Consider the following 21,996-nt stretch of genomic DNA (forward strand, 5'->3'; position numbering starts at 1 on the left):
TAAAGGACGCTCGGCGACACCGCGTCGCGTACAGGTCCCGCCGCTGCTCGGCGGGGCGACGGCGGCCGCCGGCGACGGGGACGACGGCCAGGTGGAGGTCACGCCGCGCCGGTTTCTCTTCGCCGTGCCGCCGCTGACGGGGCACATCAACCCGACCGTCGCGGTGGCGGCCGAGCTCGTCAAGCGCGGGCACCGCGTCGCCTGGGTGGGGCACCCGGGCAGCCTCGAACCGCTCCTGCGGCCGGGCTCGCGCGTCTACCCGGCCGTGAGCGAGGCGTTCACTGCACGGTTGCAGGCAGGCCGGGAGGAGCGTCTCAAGCTGCGCGGCCCGGCGGCGTTGAAGTTCCTCTGGGAGGAGTTCCTCGTCCCGCTCGGGCACACGATGATGCCGGGTGTCGAGGCGGCGATCGGCAGGTTCCGGCCGGACGTGGTGGTCTCCGACCAGCAGGTGCTGGCGGCTCCGGTCGCGGCGCGGCTGAGCGGGCTGCCGTGGGTCACCTCGGCGACGACGTCCGCCGAGTTCACCCGGCCGCTGGCGGCGATGCCGCTGGTCGAGGAGTGGGTACGCGACCAGATCGGCGCGTTCCAGCTGCACTACGGCATCGAAGACCTGCTCGACCTGCGGTTCTCCGACCACCTGGTGCTGGTGTACTCCACGGGCGCGCTGATCGGGGACGTCTCGTTCTTCCCGGAGCACTTCGCCTTCGTGGGCCCGGCGCTGGAGCGCCCGCGGGAGGGCGGCTTCCCCTGGGAGTGGCTGGAGACGGGCCGGCGCCCGGCCGTGCTCGTCTCGCTGGGGACGGTCAACGGCGCGGCGGGGGCGCGGTTCTTCCAGGTCGCCGCCGACGCGGTGCGGGACATGGATCTGCAGGCGGTCTTCGTCGCGCCCGCGGGCATGGTCCCCGACCCGCCGCCGAACGTGCTGGTCCGCGACCACGTGCCGCAGCTGCCGCTCCTGGAGCGGATGTCGGCGGTCGTGTCGCACGGCGGCCACAACACGGTCTGCGAGACGCTCGCGAACGGCCTGCCGCTGGTGGTCGCGCCGATCAGGGACGACCAGCCGGTGATCGCCCGGCAGGTCGAGGAGGCAGGCGCGGGCGTGACGGTCCGGTTCACCCGCGTACGGGCGGCGGAACTGCGCGATGCCCTCGGCAGGGTGCTGGCCGACGAGAGCTACCGGTCCGCAGCCGGGCGGATCAGGGATTCCTTCACCGCCGCCGGGGGCGCGGCTCAGGCGGCCGAACGTCTGGAGAAGCTGGCGTGATGCTCATCTCCCTGCTGGTCGCCGCCGGGGTGACCGCCAACGCGGTTCGTCTGCGGCGGCGGCTGGGCGGGCTGCGTCGCATGGACGTGCCCACCGAGGACGGCCACACCGACGGCCGTCCCGACGGCCTTGCCGATGACCACGCCGTGCCGGACGACGCGTACCGGCTGATCACGGCGAAGGGCGGCGTCGTTTCAGGGCGGTTGCGCCGCGCCGCGTTCGACCACGCGTTCGCAGGTGACCTTCAGATCCTTGATTTGATCCCCGCCGACCTGCCCGTGGAGCGCGCGCTCGACCTCGCCCGGGACGTCGACCCCCGCCGATACCGGACCGATCCCGCCGCGCCGGGACGCGGAGCCGGGTTCGCGACCCTCGTCTGTGACGATGTGCTCGGGCGAGCGGGCGTCCGCGCCGGCTCGATGGAACCCGGCGACTTCGGCGCCGCCACCGTGCGGCTGCGGCAGTACGCGCTGCCTCCCATCGAAGGAGCCGGGGCGGGCGCGGCCATGGTCGTCGTGCCGTGCCGTCTGACGCCCCGGCTGCCGGTGAGCGACGGGCGGCGTGCCTGGCTGCGCGGGCTCGGGATCTCGGTGAAGCGGCGGATCACCGGCCTGTTGCTGGGGTACGGCCTGGTCGGGCTGGCGCTGGTGGCCGACCTGTGGTGGGGGATGCTCGCGGTGGCCGCGTACAGCGCCGTGCCCTACATCGTCTTCGCGGGATCCGTGCTTTCGCCACGGGATCTGCACCGATCCGCTCTCCTGCGCATGATCCAGACGCCCTTGCAGTGCTGGAAGACGCTCACCTGCCCGCAGACGGACTGGGAGCGGCGCGTCGCCGAGCGCGAGCGGGAGACGCGTGCCTGGTACGGGAACCAGATCGCCCAAGGCGTGGCCCGGTTTCTCGAACCACTTCGTGATGACTGCCCGTGGTGCGGCTCGCTCGCGTTCCGGAAGCTGCTGACCAGCGGGGACGTTCCTCAGGGCAAGCCGGGGAGCTTCAGGCTGGAACGGTGCGGCGACTGCGGGCACATCTTCCAGAACCCCGCGCTGAACGCGGCAGGGCTGGATTTCTACGACCGTGACTTGCCGGACGGTCCCGGTGGCGCGGCGGGCGAGCGGATCCTGGCGGGCCAGACCAAGCTCCACCGAGCGCGGGCGAAACTTGTGGCGGCCCACGCCAGGTCTCGGCCGCGTACGTGGTTGGACGTGGGCAGCGGGCACGGGCATTTCTGCCGCACGGCTCGCACGGTGCTGCGGGACACCGAGTTCGACGGGCTGGACGCCTGGGCGGCGGGCGGGGCCGAGGAGGGCGTGCGGCGGGGCTGGCTGCGGCGGGGCTACCGGGGGCGATTCACCGAGCTAATGGACGAGCTGTTCGGCCGGTACGACGTCGTCAGCATGCACCGCTACCTCGAACACGCCGCCGACCCGCTCGCCGAGCTGGACGCCGCGGCCAAGGTCCTCATGCCCGGCGGGCACCTGCTGATCGAGCTGGCCGACCCCGAGTCGCTGGTCGGCAAGGCGTTCGGCCGCTGGTGGACGCCCTGGACCCAGCCCCGGCACCGGCACCTGATCCCGATCGGCAACCTGGAGGCGGCGCTCGGCGCGCGCGGGCTGCGGATCGTGGCCCGGCGGCGGCGCCGCGCGCACCAGCGCTACGACGTGGCGCGGACGGTGCTGGGCATGCTGCGGACGCTCGGGCCCGATCCCCGCCGGCCCTGGGCGCCATGGCCGCCGACGGCCGGCGCCTGGGTGCGGTGCGGGCTCGCGGTGACCTGCGCCGGTCCGCTGCTCGCCGCGGCCGTCGTGCTGGACCTGGTGGTGCTGCCGCTGGTCCCGCGTACGAGCAACGCCTATCGCGTACTGGCACGAAAGGACGAAGGGTGATCCACGCCGGCGGCGGTGCCGCTGTCGCTGAACTAGCCGTCGATCCAGAGGTACGGATCACCGCGCATGTCTTCGAGCGGGCCTACGGGAGCGCGCCCGCGGGGGTCTGGCGGGCGCCGGGCGGGCTGACCTTGCTGGGCGGGGATCCCGCACTGGCGGTCGCGCTGCCGTGGGGTGTCATGGTGGCCCTCGGCGCGACCGATGACGGCTCCGCGGCGTTCTACTCGACGAGCCACCACGCTGAAGGCTTCTCTGCCGGCTGCGGGGAACTGCCGTCGGCGCTCGCCTCGGGCGCCGTCCCGGAGTGGGCACTGACCGCCGTGAACGCGCTCATCGCGCACGATCAACCGGGAAGGACGCGGCCGGTGACGCGGGCGTCCGGGATGCGGGTGATGATCAACCGTGAACTGCCGGACGAGATGGGGCTCCTCACCGGTGCCGAGACGGCCTGCGCCATCGAGCTGGGCCTGCGGGAGTTGTACGCGGCGGAGGCCAGGCCCTACGACCCCACGCCGTCGTACGCCGCTGCCATGGAGGCCCGTCCCAAGCGTGCGCTCCTGGTCGCGGACACGATCGAGCACCTGCCCTTCGACCTGGCCGCCGTGGGCCTGCGGCTCTTGATCATGGACGTCGGGGTGGGCACGGCGGTGCCCGTACACCCGGCGGGCGACCTTGCCGAACGTGCCGCGTCGGCCTTGCGCGCGGGGAACTTCCCGGCGCTGGGCGCGCTGCTCACCGAGGCCCACAGCCGCGGCGAACCCCTGCTGGACCTGGCCCTCGACGCGGCCCGTGCGGCGGGTGCGCTGGGCGGGCTGGTCATCGGCCGCTGCGGGGTGGCCCTGGTCCCGATGGCCGCCGTTCCCAAGATCCGGGCGGCGGTCACCAGGAGGCTGGCGGGCGAGGCCCGGCGTCCACCGCGCTTCCTGACCGCGGTCCCCGCCGCCCACAAGGCCGCCCGCGCCCTCTGACCTCCCGGCCGCGCCCGGTCCCGGGCGGGGGTCAGAGCTTGGGCGTGAAGGGGCGGCGGTATTCGGGGTCGTCGGGGAGCTCCTGGCTGCGCAGGGCGGACTCGACGAGCTCGATCGCCGAGGCGAGGGCGACCAGGCGCCCGCCCTCGCGGCGGTAGGTCTCCAGGACGGCCTCGATGCCGTGCGGAGGGACGGCCTCGGCGAGCTCCACCCGGGCGGACCGGAATCCCTCCCGGGCGGCCTCGACGGAGGCGTTGACATGATGGCGGGCCATGCGGGCCAGCGCGATGGGATAGCGGCGCAGCACACCGTAGCGGCGGTACTCCGGCGGGACGAGTTCGAGCAGCCAGGTCATCGCCGTGTCCTCGAAGCGTTCGGTGCCCGGGGGGTGCACCTGCGCGGGCCAGCCGGGCGGGACGTACGTGCTCACACGCCTACGATAACCCGAGATTCGAACCTATGTTCGACACATATCGGACACAGATGCATACCCCCGCCTCTCCCGCTCCTACTGGGGCTGCTCGCCCTCGCTGGAGGCGCGGCGGATGCGGATCTTGCCCGAGTCGAGATTGTCGCGGCCGCCCGTGCCCGCCTGGAGCATGTCGTCGGCCTTGCGCAGCTTCTGCTGCTCCTGCTCCTCGATCTTGACCTTCTTGGAGCCCTCGAAGGCCGAGGCGAGGTCCTCGAACATGCCGCCGCCGAAGCCGGCGCCGGTCTCGCCGTCGCCACGGATCGCGCCCATCAGGGACGACTTGCCGGTGCCCTCCTGTGGCCAGTCCACGGGCTCGTGCTCGGTGGCCTTGGGAGCCGTCCCCATGGGGCGGCCCTTGACACGCTTGCGGCGGCGAAAGGGTGACTTCACACACACTCCAACGCGATGAGTCTCCGAATTGATCCCGCCTGGCCGCTCATTGTGCGAACGACCAGCGAGTGGGAGAACCGCTGAAGTCTCCCTGTTGCAGCCCGAACGCCCATTGTGGCCAGACGGCGACCGTCGCGTTGACGGCGGGGTCCAGGAAGTCCACACGATAGCCGGTGTCGTACTTCGCGTTGACCATGTCGATGAACCGCTGCAGCCGGTCCGGCTCGGTGACGATCTCAGCGCGACCCTGTACGACCACGGGATTCTCGGCATCCTCGGTGGCCATCGTGACGATCTCGTTGCCCCGGATATTGCTGATCTTGCGGGAGGACAGGCTGCTGCTGAACCATAGGGCCTCCCCTGACCACACCCCCCACACGGGCATGGTGTGCGGGCGGCCGTCCGGCCACACCGTGCTCAGCCAGAAGTTCCGCGTCGTGTTCAGCCGTTCGACGGCCCACGACCAAGGCAGCAGGCCGGTGCCCTCCGCCGGGCCGCCGATCCCGTAACCGGGCATGTACGGACGGCTGATGCTGGGAACCACTCCCGGTACGGCGCCGGAAGCCGGCATGACGATCTCCCCTCGGTCTGGCTCTCCCCGCCCTATCGTTCCAGACTCACTCCGGACGCCGACACGGTCGGTCGCCGCCGGTGACTCGGCTGGGGCCTCCGGGAGCGGTAGCCTGCGGGGCGTGCGTCTCTCCGAAGTCATCGCGGTCCTGGAGGAGTTCTACCCCCCGGCCTGGGCCGAGTCATGGGACGCCGTCGGGCTGGTCTGCGGCGATCCGGACCAGGAGGTGGGCCGCGTGCTGTTCGCGGTGGACCCCGTCGCCGCCGTCGTGGACGAGGCCCTGGAGTGGGGCGCCGACCTGGTCGTCACCCATCACCCGCTGCTGCTGCGGGGCGTCACCGGCGTCGCCGCCACCACGCCCAAGGGCCGTCTGATCCACCGGATGATCACGAACGGGGTGGCGCTCTACACCGCCCATACCAATGCCGACGTGGCCGACCCGGGCGTGTCCGACGCCCTGGCGCGCGCCGTGGGCCTGAGCGGGCCGCTGCACCCGATGGTCCCGGCCGCCCTCGGGGATGCGGAGGCCGCCCCCGGCGAGGGCGGCGGGCGGGGCTTGGGACGCATCGGCGAGCTGGCCGAGCCGATCACGCTGGCCGAGTTCACCGCCCGCGTGGCCGCCGGGTTGCCCGCCACGGCGTGGGGAGTGCGCGCCGCAGGCGATCCCGGCCGTACGATCCGTACCGTCGCGGTCTGCGGCGGCGCGGGGGACTCGCTGCTCGACACGGCCCGCGCGGCGGGCGTGGACGTCTACCTCACCGCCGACCTGCGGCACCATCCCGCGTCGGAGTTCGCCGAGCACGACGGCCCGGCACTCGTCGACGCGGCCCACTGGGCGACCGAGTGGCCCTGGCTTGCCGACGCGGAGCGGCGCCTGCACGCGGCGTTCGCCGGGAGTGGCAGCGCCGGCCGCGCACAGAGCTGGTCGTCCCCCCACAAGCAGCAGGCGCTGGACGTGAAGACCCGGGTGTCCACGCTCGTCACCGACGCGTGGAGCCTGCATTACGAAGGAGCAAAGTGAAAGCCGCACCGGAAGCCCAGCAGCGCCTGATCGACCTGCAGGAGCTCGACACCGCGCTCGAGCGGCTGGCGCACCGCCGCCGGACCCTGCCCGAGCTGGCCGACATCGAGCGGCTCGAGGCACGCCTGGCCGAGGTGCGCGACGCCATCGTGGCGGCCGAGACCGAGGTCGGCGACCTGGACCGGGAGCAGAAGAAGGCCGAGCAGGACGTCGACCAGGTCCGCAGCCGGGCGGACCGCGACCAGAAGCGGCTCGACTCCGGGCAGGTCAGCTCGGCCAAGGACCTGAGCAGCCTCCAGGCGGAGATCGCCTCGCTGCAACGCCGCCAGTCCGACCTCGAGGAGGTCGTGCTGGAGATCATGGAACGCCGCGAGGAGGCCGAGGCCAGGGTCTCGGCGCTGCGTGCCGAGCAGTCCTCCGCTCAGGAGGAGCTGGCCGCCGCCGGCGCCCGCCGCGACGAGGCCCAGCAGAAGATCGATGAAGAGACCGGCATGACGAGCACGGCCCGTACCGCCGTGGCCAAGGACGTACCGGACGATCTCCTCTCCCTCTACGAGAAGCTGCGCGGGCAGTTCGGCGGGGTGGGCGCCGCGAAGCTCTACCGGGGCGCCTGCCAGGGGTGTCACCTGGCGCTCAACACCGTCGACCTCAACCGGATCCGCGCCGCCGCCGCCGACGAGGTCATCCGCTGTGAGGAGTGCCGGCGCATCCTCATCCGCACCCCCGAGTCGGGCCTGTAGGCGTGGCGCGGAAACTGGTCGTCGAGGCGGACGGCGGATCGCGCGGCAACCCCGGTCCGGCCGGATACGGGGCGCTGGTCCGCGACGCGGTCACCGGTGAACTGCTGGCCGAGGTCGCCGAGTCGGTCGGCCACGCCACCAACAACGTGGCCGAGTACCGCGGCCTGATCGCGGGTCTGCGCGCCGCCGCCGCCGTCGACCCGGGTGCCCGCGTCGAGGTGCGGATGGACTCCAAGCTCGTCGTCGAGCAGATGTCCGGCCGCTGGAAGATCAAGCACCCGGACATGATCCCGCTGGCCCTGGAGGCCCGGGAGGCGGCGAACGGCCTCGGCTCGGTCTCCTACTCCTGGATCCCGCGCAACCGCAACGCGCACGCCGACCGCCTGGCCAACGAGGCGATGGACGCGGCGGCGCGCGGCGAGCACTGGGTCCGCACGGTGGAGGAGAACACAGCGGAGGAGGAGCCGCCGCCCACCCCTGAGGTGGCGGCCCCCGCGTGGTCGGGGGCCACGACGACGCCGACGAAGACCCTGCTCCTGCGGCACGGCGAGACACCGCTCTCCGTCGAGAAGCGCTTCGCGGGGATCGGTGACTTCCCGCTGACCGAGCACGGCGTGGCCCAGGCGCGGGCGGCGGCCATGGCGCTCAAAGGCCGGGCGATCGACGCGATCGTCACCTCGCCGCTGAGCCGCTGCCGCGACACCGCGGCCGAGGTCGCCGCCGTGACGGGCGCCGAGGTCCGGGTCGAGGAGGGCTTCCGCGAGACCGACTTCGGCTCGTGGGAGGGGCTGACGTTCCGCGAGGCCGGTGACCGCTGGCCCGCCGAGCTGAAGGCCTGGCTGGCCGACCCGTCCGCGCCGCCGCCCGGCGGGGAGAGCCTCGTCGAGGCCGAACGCCGCGTACGGACCGCGCTGGACAAGCTCAAGGTGCGCTACCGGCACCAGACCGTGCTGGTCGTGTCGCACGTGACCCCCATCAAGCTCCTGGTGAAGGAGGCGCTGGGCGCCCCGATGGGAGCGCTCTTCCGGATGCAGCTGGACGTGGCGTCGCTGTCGTCGATCCACTGGTACGACGACGGGCCCGCCAGCCTCCGCGCGTTCAACGACACCCACCACCTGCTGGACTGACCGCTTTCGGACACCCTCAGCCCGCTACGGCAGCGCAAGACCGCGTCTTCGGCGACCTCTCCTGAAGCGGTAGCCTGTGAGACACGGCGGACGAGCCGGCCGGACGGCCGCGTCGGGAGGCCACTGGCCGAGGTCAAGGGTCTCCCGCCGAGGAAAGTCCGGGCTCCACAGGGCAAGGTGGTCGGTAACGCCGACCCGGGGTGACCCGCGGGACAGTGCCACAGAAAGCAGACCGCCACCGGTTCGCCGGTGGTAAGGGTGAAACGGTGAGGTAAGAGCTCACCAGCGCCCACGGTGACGTGGGCGGCTCGGTAAACCCCACCTGGAGCAAGGTCAAGAAGGTGAGCCGACAGGCTCTCCGCGCAGGCGTTCGAGGGCTGCCCGCCCGAGCCTGCGGGTAGGTCGCTGGAGACCGCCGGCAACGGCGGTCCGAGATGGATGGCCGTCGCCCGCCCGCCGCAAGGCGCGGCGGGGCACAGAACCCGGCTTACAGGCCGGCTCGTCCGCCTTCCTGTCCTCTTCGGGGGGCCACCAGCCCGGATTCGTAGGCGAGGACCACGAGCTGGGCGCGGTCGCGGACCTGAAGCTTGATCATGGCCCGGTTGACATGGGTCTTCGCGGTGACCGGGCTGATCACCATGCGGTCGGCGATCTGGCCGTTGGACAGGCCCTGCGCGACCAGGGCGACGGCCTCGCGTTCGCGGTTGGTCAGCTCCTTCAGCGCCGCGCCGGTCGCCAGGTTGAGCGGCTGGGCGACGAACCGGCTGATCAGCTTTCGGGTGATCGACGGTGCGAGCAGGGCGTCACCGCGCGCGGCGACGCGTACGGAGTGCAGGAGGTCGTCCGGCTCGATGTCCTTGACCAGGAAACCGGCGGCCCCGGCGCGCAGCGCGTTGAAGACGTACTCGTCGAAGCCGTAGTTGGTCAGGATGACGACGTGCACGCCGGCCAGGGCCGGGTCCGCGGCGATGCGCCGGGTCGTCTCTATGCCGTCCATCACCGGCATCTGGATGTCGATGAGGGCGACATCGGGCAGGTGCTCCCTGGCAAGCGCCAGGCACTCCTTGCCGTTGGCGGCCTCGGCCACCACCTCGAAGTCGTCCTCGGCGTCCAGCAGTGCCCGGAAACCTCCCCGGAGGAGCGGCTGGTCGTCGACCAGCAGGACACGGATCACAACGGCCGGCCCACGGGGAGCTCGGCCTGGACGCTGAAGCCTCCCTCGCTGCGCGGTTCCGCGCGGAGGTGGCCGCCGAGGGCGGTGACCCGCTCACGCATTCCGAGCAGCCCGGTGCCGGGGACCGGGGCGGTGCCCGGCATGGCCTTGCCGTCGTCGTCGACCCGTATGGCGAGGGTTTCCGGAAGGTAGCTGATCCGGATCGACGCCGTCGCGGCGGCGGCGTGCCGGGCGGTGTTGGTGAGCGACTCCTGAACGATGCGGTAGGCGGTCTGGTCCACCGCGGCCGGCACGTCGTGCCGTTGCCCTTCGATCATCAGCGTCGTGTTCAGGCCGGTCCCACGTGCCCGTTCCACCAGGTCCGGGACGCGGTCGAGCCCATGCGACGGGGCCCTGTCGTCGTCGCGGAGCGTCTCCAGGGTCGCTCGCAGCTCCCGGGTCGCCTCCCTGCTGGCCTCCTGGATCGCCAGCAGGGCCTCCGGCACCTGTTCGCCACGCTTGCGGGCCAGGTGGACGGCGACGCCGGCCTGCACCTTGATGATCGAGATCTGGTGGGTGAGCGAGTCGTGGAGTTCGCGCGCGATGTGCAGCCGTTCCTCGGACGCGCGCAGCCGAGCGGTCTCCTCCCGGGTGCGCTCGGCCTCGTCCGCCCGCCGCTCGGCCTGCCGCAGCGCCTCACCCGCGGCGGCGGCGGCGACCAGCCAGGCCAGCTCCAAGGCGCCTCGGGCCTGTGCGAACGCGTCGGCCGTGGACCCGTCCGGCGAGGAGACCATGGCGGCGAGAGGGAGAGTGGCCAACAGGGTCACGGTCCCCGCCAGCGTGATGATCCGGTGCCCCGCGCGTACGGCGGCGTACACCGCGAACAGGTACGCGACGGCCGGCACGTCGAAACCGATGGCCTGATAGCCCAGCGCGCACAGTCCGGTAACGGCCAGGACGGGAACCGGGGCCCGGCGGCCGGCGGCCAGCGCCAGGCCGCTCGTCACCACCAGCGCGTAGCCGAGCAGGTCGAGATCCGTGGCGGGGTGATCCTCGGCCAGCGCGGTGACCAGCACCATCGCCACCACGCAGACCGCGATCGTCCAGCCCCTGGCCTTGGCCCAGACACCGGACAGTCCTGTGCTCATAAGCGCACCTTAGCCGCGCCCCGTCGCGTGCCACTCCTGCTCGCGGATGAGCAGCCGGCTACCGCGAACGCAGTACTTTCGCGGTGCCTGCGGCTCCCGCGGTAACAGGGTGCGCCATTAGCCGTAGCGCGAAGTGCATGCGCTCGGGGGACGACCGGCATTGCGGCCGGCAGCCAAGATCAGGCCATGAAGAGCGAGACTCCCCGTACGAATGGAATTCTGGCGGGACTGGCCCGGTTCTGTTACCGGCGCCGCCGTTTGGTCCTCCTGACTTGGGTCGTCGGTGTGATAGTCGTGGCGTTCGCCGGCTTCGGTTATGGCGCCGCCCCCGACAACGACTTCTCCGGCGGAGACTCCGGGTCCGCGAAAACACAGGAACTGATAGAGAAACATTTTCCCGAGCAGCAAGGCGACACGCTCACTCTCGCGATCAAGGCGGACAAGGGGATCGACGACCCCGCCGCCCGGCAGAAGATCGAGAAGACCATCGCCGATCTGGTCGCCTCACCTGTCACAGGACCGGTGATCTCGCCGTACCAGGACAAGGATCTGGTGACGGCGGATCGTCGCATCGCCCGTACCGTCATCCCGCTGACCGACCAGGACGTGACGAAGGACGAGGTCAAGCCCCTGGTGGCCACGGTGAAGAACGCCTCTGACGACGGCGTCACGCTGGGGCTGGGCGGGTACATGGCGGAAAAGGCCGAGACGCCCCCGCAGGGTTCGGCCGAAAGCGTGGGCATCCTGGCAGCAGCAGTGATCCTGTTCATCGCCTTCGGGTCGTTGGTGGCCATGGGCTTGCCCATCGTGACCGCCCTCCTGGCGATTGCGGCCGGCCTGGCGCTGACGAAGCTGGTGGGGCACCTGGTCCCCGCGCCGGACTTCACTTTGATCTTCGGCGCGATGATCGGGCTCGGTGTCGGCATCGACTATGCGCTGTTCATCGTGACCCGCTACAAGGACGGCCTCCGGGACGACGATGGGCCCGAGAGCGCCACGGTCACGGCCATCACCACCGCTGGTCGCTCGGTGCTGTTCGCCGGCACGACCGTCGTGATCGCGTTGCTGGGCCTGGTCGTCATGGGACAGCGGCTGATGACCGGGGTGGCCGTCGCCACGTCGATCACGGTGCTGATCACGATGATCGCCGCGGTGACACTGCTGCCCGCGTTCCTGGGCTTCACCGGATACAAGATCAACTCACTGCGTCTGCCTCGTCGCGCGTCCCGCCGGGTCGGCCCCCCGCCCCAGGAGCGCCGTACCCTCGCCGAGCGTTGGGCCGGCGTGGTGCAGCGCAAGCCGCTGATCGCCGCAGTGCTGGCCGGTGCGAGCCTGCTGTTGCTGGCCGCCCCGATGCTGTCGATGCGGCTGAGCCAGCCCGACGCCAGCGTTCAGCCCCGCGACAGGAGCAGCTACATCTCGCACGAGATCCTCTCTGAGGGCTTCGGTCCGGGTTACGGAGCGCCCCTGATCTTCGCCGGCGAGGTCGGATCCAAGGGCGCCGATCTGCGTCCCGTCGTCGAAGCGGTCGGCAAGACCGAGGGCATCGCCCACGCGACGCCACTTCGGGTCAGCAAGGACGGGCAGGCCGTCATCTTCATGGCCTTCCCCACGACCGGATACCAGGACGAGGCGACCGTGGACCTGGTGCACAAGCTCCGCGACGAGGTGCTGCCCCGTGCGCCCGGCGGCGAAGAGGTCCTCGTCGGCGGACCGAACGCCGGCACCATCGACGCCGCCGAGGAGTCCGGCTCGCGCCTGCCCCTGATGATCGCGGTCGTCATCGCGATGTCCATGGTGCTGCTGATCGCGTTGGTCCGATCGGTCACGATCGCCCTGCAGGCCGCCGTGATGAACCTGCTGTCCATCGGCGCCGCCTACGGCGTCGTGGTGGCGGTCGTACAGTGGGGATGGCTCGGCCCGGCCCTGGGATTCCCCGCCGCCATGCCGGTCACGACCTGGGTCCCGATGATGATGTTCCCGGTCCTGTTCGGCCTGTCGATGGACTACCAGGTATTCCTGATCTCACGGGTCCGCGAGGAGTACGAGCGGACCGGTGACACCCGCGCGGCCGTGGCGCAAGGCCTGGCGCGGACCGCCAAAGTCATCACGGCCGCGGCCGCCATCATGATCGCCGTCTTCACCACCTCCCTGCTCGGCCCCGACCTCGCGGTCAAGCAGGGAGGTCTGGGCATGGCCGCCGCCGTGCTCATCGACGCCACCATCGTCCGGCTGATCCTCGTTCCCGCGGTGATGGAACTGTGCGGAAAAGCCAACTGGTGGATGCCCGGCCGCCGCGCACAAAAGGCGCCCTCACCTCCACAATCAGAAAAGGTCACAGCCTGACCTGGAGTGCGGGGACGTCTGTCCCCGCACTCTTTTCACGTCCCGAGGAATGCAGACCCGTGCGCACTGAAGGGCCGACTAAATGCGGTCCGCCAAGGCAGCGGACCGTATTATGCAAAAGCCTTCGGCGACCAGGTCTGTGTACCAAATTGAGGCAGTCGACTCTGGCTTTTATCTGACAAGAGGCTGCCTAAAACAGGCGCCCCCGGCGAACTTGCCCCGTGAGGGGGCCACATCACCGTCCGTGTCCGGTGGGTCCCGGCAACAGGCCCCGGCAACAGGCCGACTTACGTACCCTTCCCCCTCCGCACCTCGTTCACACCAAAACGGGAAGTGTGTCTCATCTCGGTAGCTTCGGGTCACACGACACAAAGGAGCGGAAACAGCGCCTCTAACGTCCAAGGTACAGCTGATCGCCTTTGGGGGAGATCGGCGGTGGCGGCGGGGCCCCGGAAGAACGCCCCGCGGAGAGGAGCGCCGATGTTCATCGTGATCGCGGTGGCCGCGCTCGTCGGATTGCTGGTGCCACTGATCTTGGTGGCCGCGTTCTCGCGGTCGAGTCGGCGGGACGCCCTGTACGCTCCGGCGACCGGTCAGACGCGGTGGGCGCGCCGCGTGGCAGGCATGTACATCCGCGACGACTACACCGCTCGCAGGGACGAGTACACGGGTTACCACACCCGGATGATCGAACACGGGGACCGGACCGGCGAGGACGAACTCGTCGGCCGCTGAAGACCCGATGGCGGCCGATCCGCTGCTGAGAGACCAGCAGCGGACGACCAGCCGCCATAAAGCCGAAGGCGTACTGGCCGCCGCGACGACCGACCCCGCAAGGCCGGAGACAGACGACCGGCCGACCAAAGGGTCTGTGGCGGACGGCCAGCCGTCCATAAGGCGGGGCCGGAAGATCGGCTCCGCCGGCCGGAGGCAGAAGACCGGCCTCCACAAGATCGGGGGCGGGCGATCGGCAGCCACAAACGCGGGCGGTTTGGCGCTGGGAGGTCCCTCGCGGTCGGAGCTTCGGTTAGAGCTCGGGTGGGCACGGTTCCACGGTGGCGGGTGCCGTGGGCCGGGTGATCATGGGTCGTCCTGTCGGGGGACGACCCATGATCGTTCTTAGGTGAGGGCCCGGGTGTTGTCGGTGTCGCCGGGAGCCTCGTCCGGGACGGGGACGAAGGACTGGGTGGAGCGGTCGAGGATGTTGACCTCGGCGGACTCCAGGTCCAGATACAGGCCGACGAGTTCGAGCTTCCCGGCCTCCACGCGGTTGCGCAGCCAGGGATAGGTCAGCAGGTTGTCGAGCTGCTGGATCACGTTGATCTGGCAGAGCCGGGTGAGTGGCGGGACGCCCTCCTCGGGCTCGGTGGCCAGGAACCTGGCGAGGCTGTGGTTGCCGTGCTTCAGCCACCGCGACAGGGCCGGCAGGTGGTCGATCTCGGTGCCGCCCGCGAGCAGCGCCGCCATGGCGCCGCAGTTGGAGTGGCCGCAGATCGTGATGGTCCTGATGTCGAGCACGTTGGTGGCGTACTCGACCGTCGCGGCCACCGAGTCGTCATGGGTGCGGGAGCCGAAGCGCGGGACGAGGTTGCCGACGTTCCGGTTGATGAACAGGTCGCCGGGACCGCTCGCGGTGATGATGTTGGGCACCACACGCGAGTCCACGCAGGTGATGAACAGGTGTTCGGGCTTCTGCTCGAAGGCCAGCTCCGCCATGATCGGCTTGACCAGCCGGGCGGTGCGGCCGTGGTATTCGCGGACGCCGGCGAGCAGCAGGGCGCTCGGCGACACGTCCGGTGCGTCGAGTTCTTCGTGGCGGCGCCGTCGATTCGCCCAGGGTGCCCACCAGCGGGCACTGGGGGACGATTTACGCGGCGGCGACATATCCCCAGTCACAGCTCTTTCATACCAACCTTCGTGAACCTCATCGATGTCGACCCTCCCTCCCTGGCGTTCGTGGGCGACCCGCCACTCGTGGATCGCCTCGAACGCGGCGTGGTCCATGAAGTCCACATTAAGGTCCAGGTCGACGCTCGTTCTGGCCGGGACCTGCTGGAGGACCTTGGTGACCTTGGGCACGCCGAGGAACGTCAGCGTGCCCTCGACGATCACGTGCCATTGCCCCGCAGGGCCAGGGGATCCGGGCATGGCCTGGATCGGGACCGGGAGCGCCTGCTCGACCCGGACCGACAACCTCGTGAGCCGCCGCAAGGCCATCACGGCCGAGATCCCGATGCCGAGCAGCACGCCCTCGCCGAGCCCCAGCAGTACGACTCCGATCAAGGTGGCGAAGTAGGCGGGCGCCTCGCGGTGGTGACGAAGGTCACGGACCCGGGCGGTGTCGATCATCTTCACGCCGAGCACCACGAGGAGCGCCGCCAGGGCCGCCAGCGGCACCTGCTCTATCACCGGCCCGCATGAGAGGGCCAGCACGAGCACCCAGAACCCGTGCATCACGGTGGAGGCGCGGGACCGGGCGCCGGCCGCCACGTTCGCGGTGCTCCGTACGATCACGCCGGCGATCGGCAGGCCGCCCAGCAGGCCCGACGCCGCGTTCGCCGCGCCCTGCCCGAGGAGCTCGCGGTCGAGGTCGGCGCGCGGTACGCCCTGCGGCCGGGCCCGGTCGATGGCCACGCTGCACAGCAACGACTCCACGGCCGCGACCACGGCGACCGAGACGACCGCTCCGACGATCTCGGGCAGACGGCCATGGGGCAGCGCGGGCGCATGCCAGTCGCCCAGCAGGGTGTCCGGCAGGTCGACGCGCGGAGTCTCCCAGCCCAGCGCCCACGACGTCAGCGTGGCGATGGCGATGGCAGGAAGCGGCGCGGGGATCCAGTGCAACGCCGTGGGGCTCAGGCCTTTGGGGAGCCGTTCCCAGGCCAGGAGGACGGCGATGGTGAGCAGGCCGAGCATGACCGTGTGGGAGTGGGACGAGATCAGCTGTCCCGGAAGCTCCCGTACGTTGCTCAGCGGCGAATGCTGGGGCCTGCCGCCCAGAACGACGTGCGCCTGCGCCAGAACGAGCACGACGCCGACTCCGGCGAGCATGCCGTGGACGACGGCGGGGGAGACGGCCAGTGCCGTCCGAGCCACTTTTGCGGCGCCGAGGGCCAGTTGCAGCAGGCCCGCCAACGCCGTGATCGTGCAGGTCGCGCGCCAGCCGTAGGTCTGGACGAGCGAGGCCACGATCACGGTGAGCCCCGCCGCGGGTCCGCTGACCTGCAGTGGCGAACCGCCCAGCAGGCCGGCCACGATACCGCCGACGATCGCGGCGATGAGTCCGGCGGCGATCGGTGCCCCGGAGGCCACCGCGATGCCCAATGACAGCGGGATCGCGACGAGGAAGACGACGAACGAGGCGGGAAGGTCCCGTCGAAGTATGGATACGTTGAGTGTCGAGAACGTCACGCATGGTATGCAATCACGAGCTGGATCATGTCCGCCCGGGATGACACAAACCAAGGGGCCCGGACTGCGTAGATCTTGGAGGGTCCGGGCCGTCGAACGCGAAACGGAGGGCGCCCTGGGGGCCGCCCTCCGTTTCGTTGATATTCAGCCGGTCAGCGCCGGTAGTCGCGATGGCTTTCCCAGTCGTCCGGCTGCTGCTGCTGCGGGCGGGAGTTGCCGCTGCCGTACGAGGAGCCGTACTGGCCACCTGTGTCGCCGCCGGATCCTCCGGCCTGCCCGGAGTTGCCGTAGCCCTGCTGCGACCCGAAGTAGCCGTTGCCGAACTGCTGTGTGGAGCCCGAGTCGCCGTAACCGCCGCCCTGGGAGCCGGTGTCCTGAGGAGTCGGCGCCGACAGCGGGTCGGACGCGCCGTTGTAGCTGCTGCCGCTGAAGTCGGTGTAGCGACCGGGCTCTCCGCTGTCGCCCGCGCCGTTGCCGGCGGAGCCGGGGCCCGACCCCGAGCCGGTGCCGTACGAGCCGTACGACTCGCGGCCGCCGCCGAGCGGGTCGTCGTAGCGGGGACTGTCACCGTAGGCGGGCGCCGACGGGTAGCCGTCGTTCTGCCCGTAACCGCCGCCGCCCGTTCCGCTGCCGGGTGTGCCGGAGAAGGTGCCGGACGGTCCGGACTGGTCGTTGTCGTACCCGGCACTCGCCGAGGCCGGCGTGGACCAGGGACCGGTGGAGCCGTAGGAGGACGACGAGCCGCTGCTCGTGTTGAGCGGGTCATTGAGCGGGTCACTCAGGCCGCTGCCGAACGAGGGGGTCTCCGGCTGCGAACCCGCGCCACCGAGAGCCCCGGCGCCGCCACCCCCGGCGGAACGTGCCCGGTCGGTCTGGATGCGCTGGAGCAGCTCGTCCACGGTGGGGAGCTTGTTGCTGTCGGTGTCGCCGCCGGAGGAGCCGCCGCCGTCCCAGCCGCCGTGGCTCACGGGCTCCGCGTGGGACGGTGCCGGCGGGGCCGGAGGGGCGGGGGGAGCCGCAGGGGGCTCGTAGCCGCGTGCAGGCTGCTCGTCGGTGCGTCCGAGAGGCAGGCCGAGAGGGTCGGACACGCGCGGGTCGCTCGAAAGCGGCCCCGAGGACATGGGCAGGTCGTAGGACTCCTGGCGCGCCGGACCCGCCGAGGGGGCCGGAAGCGAGGTGCCCAGCGGGTCACCCGCGCCGTAGGCACCCTGGGAGCCGTTGCCGTAGGCCGGCTGCTGGTCCGGAGCGCCGTACGGTGACGGGTCGCCCACGCCGTACGGGGACTGCTCAGGGCCGGAGCCGTAAGGCTGCTGCTCGGGGGCGCCGAAGGGCTGCTGCTGGTCGGGAGTGCCGTAGGGAGACTGGTCCGGCGACCCGTACGCGGGCTGCTCGGGGGAGCCGTAAGGAGACTGATCCGGGGAGCCGTAGGGCTGCTGATCGGAGCCCCCGCCGCCGAAGGACTGGTCGCCCGCGCCCCCGAAGGCGGGCTGCGGGCCGGTGCCGGAGCCGAACGCCTGGAGGTCGGCGGCGGTTTCGCTCGGGTCACCTGCGTAGTGCGCGGCGGCCGGAGTGAAGGACGCGGGGGGCGTGGGCACCGCCTGCGCGTCGGCGCCGTTGCGGGAGCCGAGCAGGCCGCCGACGGCGCCGGTCGCCGGGGCGCCGGGGCCCTGACCGCCCGGGCCGTGCCCGAGGTCGTTCATCGAGACCGGCTGGGTGAGGCCGGCGGCGGGACGTTCGGTTGGGGACTGCGGCTCGGGGCCCTGCGGGCCGCCCTGAGCGTTGAGCGGGTCGGCGGCGAGCTCGGCCTCGGTCTTCTCCGGGGCAGCGTCGTGCTGCCAGGGGAACTTCGGCTTGTCGAAGGTGATGGTCGCCCAATAGTCGTCGTCGGCCATTTCGTCGCTGGCCTGGCCACTGGGCGGAGGCGGCGCGGGGGCCGCCTGCGCGGGAGCGGGTGTGGGCGCGGCCAGGGGACCGGCGGCGAGCGGCGCGCCGCCCGGCTGGCCACCACCGGCCTGGCCTCCCGCCACCCGGCGGTCGAAGCCCGGCTCGGCTTGGCCCGGTCCATAGGAGGCGCCGTCATAGCCGGTGCCGTAGCCGTCTTCGGCCGGCTCGTCGGCCGGGGCCGAACGATAGCCCCTGGACGGCTGCTGCTCGTCGGCCATCCAGTCGTCGCCGTCCTCGCGGGCCGCCCTGCTGGCCCGCATGCCCAAGGCCACCAGGACGACCACCAGGACCACGACCACAATGAGGCCGAAGACCACGATGTAAGAAGTCATGCCACCACCCAATGCCTTGGCCCTACGGCCCGCGGGTTCGTCCTGATTATCGCTAGCGGCCGGGTTCCCGAGGGGAGCCTAAACCGATTCTGACCGACCGCTATGACCGTTGTCACACCCTTCGCGCACATCTACCCTCACACGGCGTGCCTCTATCGGCCAATCCGGCCGACCGGTACACCCCCGTCAGTTTTGTCCCTTCAGGCCCTGTTCCGCCCTACTTGCCCAACGGCCTCAGGGTTGAACGCGCCTACTCGGTCCCGAAGTTCCCGATGATCCTGCCCCGGCCCACCGTGTGCTTGGCGATGGCCTCGAGAGAGTCCTTCAGCGTCGCGCCCTGTTTGAACGGCGCCTGGTCGTTGAGTGCGTAGATGGTGAACCGGTACCGGTGCTCCTCGCCCCGTGGCGGGCAGGGCGGCTCATATCCCACCTTCTTGCCGGTGTTCTGACCCTGGACCCAGGTCTTGTCGATCCGTGTGCCTTCGACGAGGTCCTGCGTGTTCTCGCCGATGCCGGCGATCACCCAGTGCACGTACGCCCCGTCGGCGGCGTCCGGGTCGTCCACCACGATCGCGTACGAGCGAGTGCCGGCGGGCTTGCCGGTCCACCGCAGCGGCGGCGTCTTACCCTGCCCGCCAGAGTACGACGAGCAGCCGTAGCGTGTGGGCAAGTCCTGCCCATCGCGGAAGACCTGGCTGCTCACGGGGAACCACTCGGAGAGCTCGGCGCTCTTGTTCTGGGGCAGCCCGATCAGGCCACACCCGCTCAGCGCCCCGCCGAGCAGCACGACGCCCACCGCGGCCACACCTGGACGCCGCTTCCTGCCCATCATCGACACGCCTTCCCGCAGCCCCCGCCCAACCAACCTTTCAAAGGACAAGCCGAGCTGGCCGCCATCCCGCAGCCTCCGCCCAGCCACCCTTTCAAGGGACAGCCGAGCTTGGCCGCCGTCTCGCAGCTCCGCCCAACCGTCCTTCCAAAGAACGAGCCGAGTTGACCGCCATCATGCAGCCCCGGCCGCCCTTCAGGGGACGAGTTGAGCCTGACCGCCTTCCTGCAGCCCCTGCCCAGCCACCCTTTCAAGGACGAGCTGAGCTTGGCCGCCATCCTGCAGCCACGACCCAGCCTGTCCCTTCCAAGGACAAGCTTTCACTGGACTGACCTCCGGAGACGACGTCTGCCCAGCCGCCCTTCAAGAGTGAGCTGCGCTTGACTGACCGTCCGACAGGCAGCAGTCTCGCCCAGCCACCCCAATGGGGGTGAGCTTGACTGGCCTCCGGGACGACAGCGCCACCCAGCCGCGCCCTTCACGAGCAGCCGCGCTTGACCGGCTCCTAAGAGGCAGCCCAGCCCTACCTACCCCTTGGAAGGGTAAAGCTGTGCTTGGCCGACCTCATGGGCGAGATCGTACGCCGCGCACTGCCGGATCCGGTCCAACTCCACGGTGGGCGCACCGCACCGGTGGTGCGCCCTTCCTCGTCCGCCACAACCATAGGCGGTCGACGGGGGTGGATCGGGCCTTTTCTCCCGGGGGGCGACGGCGCTCCCGGGGGGCTCCGCTGTGACGTTCATCATGTGACGTCTGTACCCTGATGTCCGATATCCAGCGAAGGAATGCAGAAGTTCACATGATCGTAACGTTCCATCTTGCTGGTTTGGAAAGTTCTTGAGTTCTTTACCAGTCTCTGACTGGCACTTGGCGCGGCCTATGCGGTAGTTTGTGAATGTCTTCACAAGCCGACCATGAACTTGGAGGCCGCAATGGCCAGGACCGCCGAGGGAACCCCTGGCGCTCCCCACATCCTGATCGTGGGTGGCGGCTATGTGGGCATGTACACCGCACTCCGCCTGCAGAAGAAGCTCAAGGGCGAGCTCAAGCGGGGCGAGGTCAAGGTCACCGTCGTTGACCCGAACGCGTACATGACGTACCAGCCGTTCCTCCCCGAAGCCGCCGCCGGAAACATCTCCCCACGCCACGTGGTCGTGCCGCTGCGCCGCACGCTGCCCCTGTGCAACGTCCGCAACGCACGGGTCACCGAGATCAACCACGACGAGCGGTGGGCGATCGTGCAGCCGCTGGCCGGGCCGCCGGAGCGGATCTCCTACGACTACATCGTCATGGCCGCCGGCGCCGTGCCGCGGATCCTGCCGATCCCGGGCCTGGCCGAGAACGGCATCAGCCTCAAGACCGTCGGCGAGGCCATCCACCTCCGTAACCACGTTCTCGCGCAGCTGGAGATCGCCGAGTCGACCGACGACGAGGAGATCCGCCGCAAGGCCCTCACGTTCGTCTTCGTCGGCGGCGGCTTCGCGGGCGTCGAGGCGGTCGCGGAGATCGAGGACATGACCCGTGACGCGACCAAGTACATGCGCAAGGTCACCCCGCGCGACCTGCGCTTCTACCTGGTCGAGGCGGCCGACCGGATCCTGCCTGAGGTCGGCCCGGACATGGGCAAGTGGACCGCCGAGCAGCTGCGCGGCCGCGGCATCGACGTCAAGATGAAGACGCTCCTGAAGTCGGCGGTCGGCGGCGACATCGAGCTGTCGGACGGCAGTGCCTTCCCGGCGGGGACGCTGGTCTGGAACGCGGGCGTCAAGCCCTCGCCGGTGGTCAAGGCGAGCGACCTCCCGCTCGACGACCGCGGCCGGATCAAGGCCACCGAGTACCTCACCATCGAGGGCGTGGTGGGCGCCTGGACCGCGGGTGACAACGCCGCGGTGCCCGACCTCACCCAGGACGGCATGTTCTGCCCGCCGAACGCCCAGCACGCGCTGCGGCAGTCGAAGCTCCTCGGCGACAACATCGTCCGCGCCCTTCGCGGCAAGTCGCTCAAGCCGTACGCGCACAACAACCTGGGCGCGGTGGCGGGCCTCGGCCTGCACAAGGGCGTGGCCAACCCGATGGGCTTCAAGCTCAAGGGCCTGCCGGCCTGGTGGTTCCACCGCACCTATCACGGGATGATGGTGCCGACGTTCAACCGCAAGATGCGGGTGCTCGCCGACTGGACCCTCGCGCTCTTCTTCAAGCGCGAGACCATCTCCCTCGGCACGATCGAGCAGCCGCGGGCCGACTTCGAGCTGGCGGCGACCGACGACGTCAAGCAGATCGAGGCGCCCAAGGCCGACAGGGTCGCCTGACGGCGCACGCCTCCTGACGGCTCACGACGACGCCCCGCTGATCCACATCCGGATCGGCGGGGCGTTCTCGTTCGGCACGGGCGTG

At 70.7% G+C, this 21,996-nt stretch carries 16 protein-coding genes, 1 other RNA gene and 1 pseudogene; 10 read left to right on the forward strand and 8 right to left on the reverse strand.

All coding sequences use genetic code 11. The features are described from left to right. Window positions 1-91 precede the first annotated feature (91 nt). Genes F8566_RS24250 through F8566_RS24260 form a run of 3 tightly spaced genes read left to right on the forward strand, consistent with a single transcriptional unit; the run spans window position 92 to window position 4,118 of the window. Entirely contained in the window at window positions 92-1,264 is a 1,173-nt protein-coding gene (locus F8566_RS24250; RefSeq protein ID WP_151563646.1) for a glycosyltransferase, read from the forward strand. Continuing rightward, the gene (locus F8566_RS24255; RefSeq protein WP_225993484.1) at window positions 1,264-3,150 is read left to right on the forward strand and encodes a class I SAM-dependent methyltransferase; all 1,887 of its coding nucleotides are present in this window, start codon (window positions 1,264-1,266) and stop codon (window positions 3,148-3,150) included. The genes F8566_RS24250 and F8566_RS24255 overlap by 1 nt, the downstream gene beginning before the upstream one ends. Beyond that, window positions 3,147-4,118, forward strand: a complete 972-nt coding sequence (locus tag F8566_RS24260) for a galactokinase family protein (protein ID WP_151563650.1) — start codon at window positions 3,147-3,149, stop codon at window positions 4,116-4,118. The genes F8566_RS24255 and F8566_RS24260 overlap by 4 nt, the downstream gene beginning before the upstream one ends. Before the next feature lie 31 nt (window positions 4,119-4,149). Here the strand turns inward: F8566_RS24260 and F8566_RS24265 are convergent, their stop codons facing one another. From F8566_RS24265 to F8566_RS24275, 3 genes are all read right to left on the reverse strand, one after another. After that, complete coding sequence (locus F8566_RS24265; RefSeq protein ID WP_151563652.1) at window positions 4,150-4,548, reverse strand: hypothetical protein; 399 nt, start codon at window positions 4,546-4,548, stop codon at window positions 4,150-4,152. 78 nt (window positions 4,549-4,626) lie between these two features. Next, a complete protein-coding gene (locus F8566_RS24270) occupies window positions 4,627-4,980 on the reverse strand; it encodes a DUF6191 domain-containing protein (protein ID WP_151563655.1) in 354 nt (117 codons plus the stop codon). 46 nt (window positions 4,981-5,026) lie between these two features. Then, window positions 5,027-5,551, reverse strand: coding sequence for a pyridoxamine 5'-phosphate oxidase family protein (locus tag F8566_RS24275; protein WP_151563657.1), 525 nt, complete (start codon window positions 5,549-5,551; stop codon window positions 5,027-5,029). A gap of 121 nt (window positions 5,552-5,672) precedes the next feature. Here F8566_RS24275 and F8566_RS24280 point away from each other — a divergent pair, with 121 nt between their 5' ends. The 4 genes from F8566_RS24280 to rnpB all read left to right on the forward strand — a co-directional run bounded on the left by F8566_RS24280 (window position 5,673) and on the right by rnpB (window position 8,945). Beyond that, window positions 5,673-6,572 (forward strand): Nif3-like dinuclear metal center hexameric protein, encoded by a 900-nt coding sequence (locus tag F8566_RS24280; protein WP_225993468.1) that lies wholly within the window; start codon window positions 5,673-5,675, stop codon window positions 6,570-6,572. After that, window positions 6,569-7,312: a zinc ribbon domain-containing protein gene (locus F8566_RS24285; protein ID WP_151563661.1), complete on the forward strand. Its 744-nt coding sequence runs from the start codon at window positions 6,569-6,571 to the stop codon at window positions 7,310-7,312. The genes F8566_RS24280 and F8566_RS24285 overlap by 4 nt, the downstream gene beginning before the upstream one ends. A gap of 2 nt (window positions 7,313-7,314) precedes the next feature. Beyond that, complete coding sequence (locus tag F8566_RS24290; protein ID WP_151563663.1) at window positions 7,315-8,439, forward strand: bifunctional RNase H/acid phosphatase; 1,125 nt, start codon at window positions 7,315-7,317, stop codon at window positions 8,437-8,439. 91 nt (window positions 8,440-8,530) lie between these two features. Further along, an RNA gene (gene rnpB / locus F8566_RS24295) (RNase P RNA component class A) lies at window positions 8,531-8,945 on the forward strand. A 14-nt stretch (window positions 8,946-8,959) separates the two neighbouring features. On the opposite strand, the pseudogene F8566_RS24300 reads toward rnpB, so the two are convergent. Then, a pseudogene (locus F8566_RS24300) lies at window positions 8,960-9,613 on the reverse strand (response regulator); the annotation flags it as partial. After that, the gene (locus tag F8566_RS24305; protein ID WP_151563665.1) at window positions 9,610-10,740 is read right to left on the reverse strand and encodes a sensor histidine kinase; all 1,131 of its coding nucleotides are present in this window, start codon (window positions 10,738-10,740) and stop codon (window positions 9,610-9,612) included. The pseudogene F8566_RS24300 and the gene F8566_RS24305, both read right to left, overlap by 4 nt. Before the next feature lie 186 nt (window positions 10,741-10,926). Between F8566_RS24305 and F8566_RS24310 the strand changes: the two genes are divergently transcribed. After that, the gene (locus F8566_RS24310; RefSeq protein WP_151563667.1) at window positions 10,927-13,086 is read left to right on the forward strand and encodes an MMPL family transporter; all 2,160 of its coding nucleotides are present in this window, start codon (window positions 10,927-10,929) and stop codon (window positions 13,084-13,086) included. 480 nt (window positions 13,087-13,566) lie between these two features. Then, the gene (locus tag F8566_RS24315; RefSeq protein WP_151563669.1) at window positions 13,567-13,821 is read left to right on the forward strand and encodes a hypothetical protein; all 255 of its coding nucleotides are present in this window, start codon (window positions 13,567-13,569) and stop codon (window positions 13,819-13,821) included. Window positions 13,822-14,205: 384 nt separating this feature from the next. Here the strand turns inward: F8566_RS24315 and F8566_RS24320 are convergent, their stop codons facing one another. The 3 genes from F8566_RS24320 to F8566_RS24330 all read right to left on the reverse strand — a co-directional run bounded on the left by F8566_RS24320 (window position 14,206) and on the right by F8566_RS24330 (window position 19,605). After that, a complete protein-coding gene (locus F8566_RS24320; RefSeq protein WP_151563671.1) occupies window positions 14,206-16,497 on the reverse strand; it encodes a SulP family inorganic anion transporter in 2,292 nt (763 codons plus the stop codon). Window positions 16,498-16,649: 152 nt separating this feature from the next. After that, window positions 16,650-18,773, reverse strand: a complete 2,124-nt coding sequence (locus F8566_RS24325) for a hypothetical protein (RefSeq protein WP_151563673.1) — start codon at window positions 18,771-18,773, stop codon at window positions 16,650-16,652. Between the two features lie 250 nt (window positions 18,774-19,023). Continuing rightward, complete coding sequence (locus tag F8566_RS24330; RefSeq protein ID WP_225993469.1) at window positions 19,024-19,605, reverse strand: YbhB/YbcL family Raf kinase inhibitor-like protein; 582 nt, start codon at window positions 19,603-19,605, stop codon at window positions 19,024-19,026. A gap of 929 nt (window positions 19,606-20,534) precedes the next feature. On the opposite strand from F8566_RS24330, the gene F8566_RS24335 reads away from it, so the two are divergent. Further along, on the forward strand, window positions 20,535-21,911 hold the full coding sequence (locus F8566_RS24335) for an NAD(P)/FAD-dependent oxidoreductase (protein ID WP_151563675.1): 1,377 nt from the start codon (window positions 20,535-20,537) through the stop codon (window positions 21,909-21,911). Window positions 21,912-21,996: the final 85 nt, after the last annotated feature.

It is taken from the genome of Actinomadura rudentiformis, from assembly GCF_008923185.1.
In the GTDB taxonomy this organism is placed as follows: Bacteria; Actinomycetota; Actinomycetes; order Streptosporangiales; family Streptosporangiaceae; genus Spirillospora; species Spirillospora rudentiformis.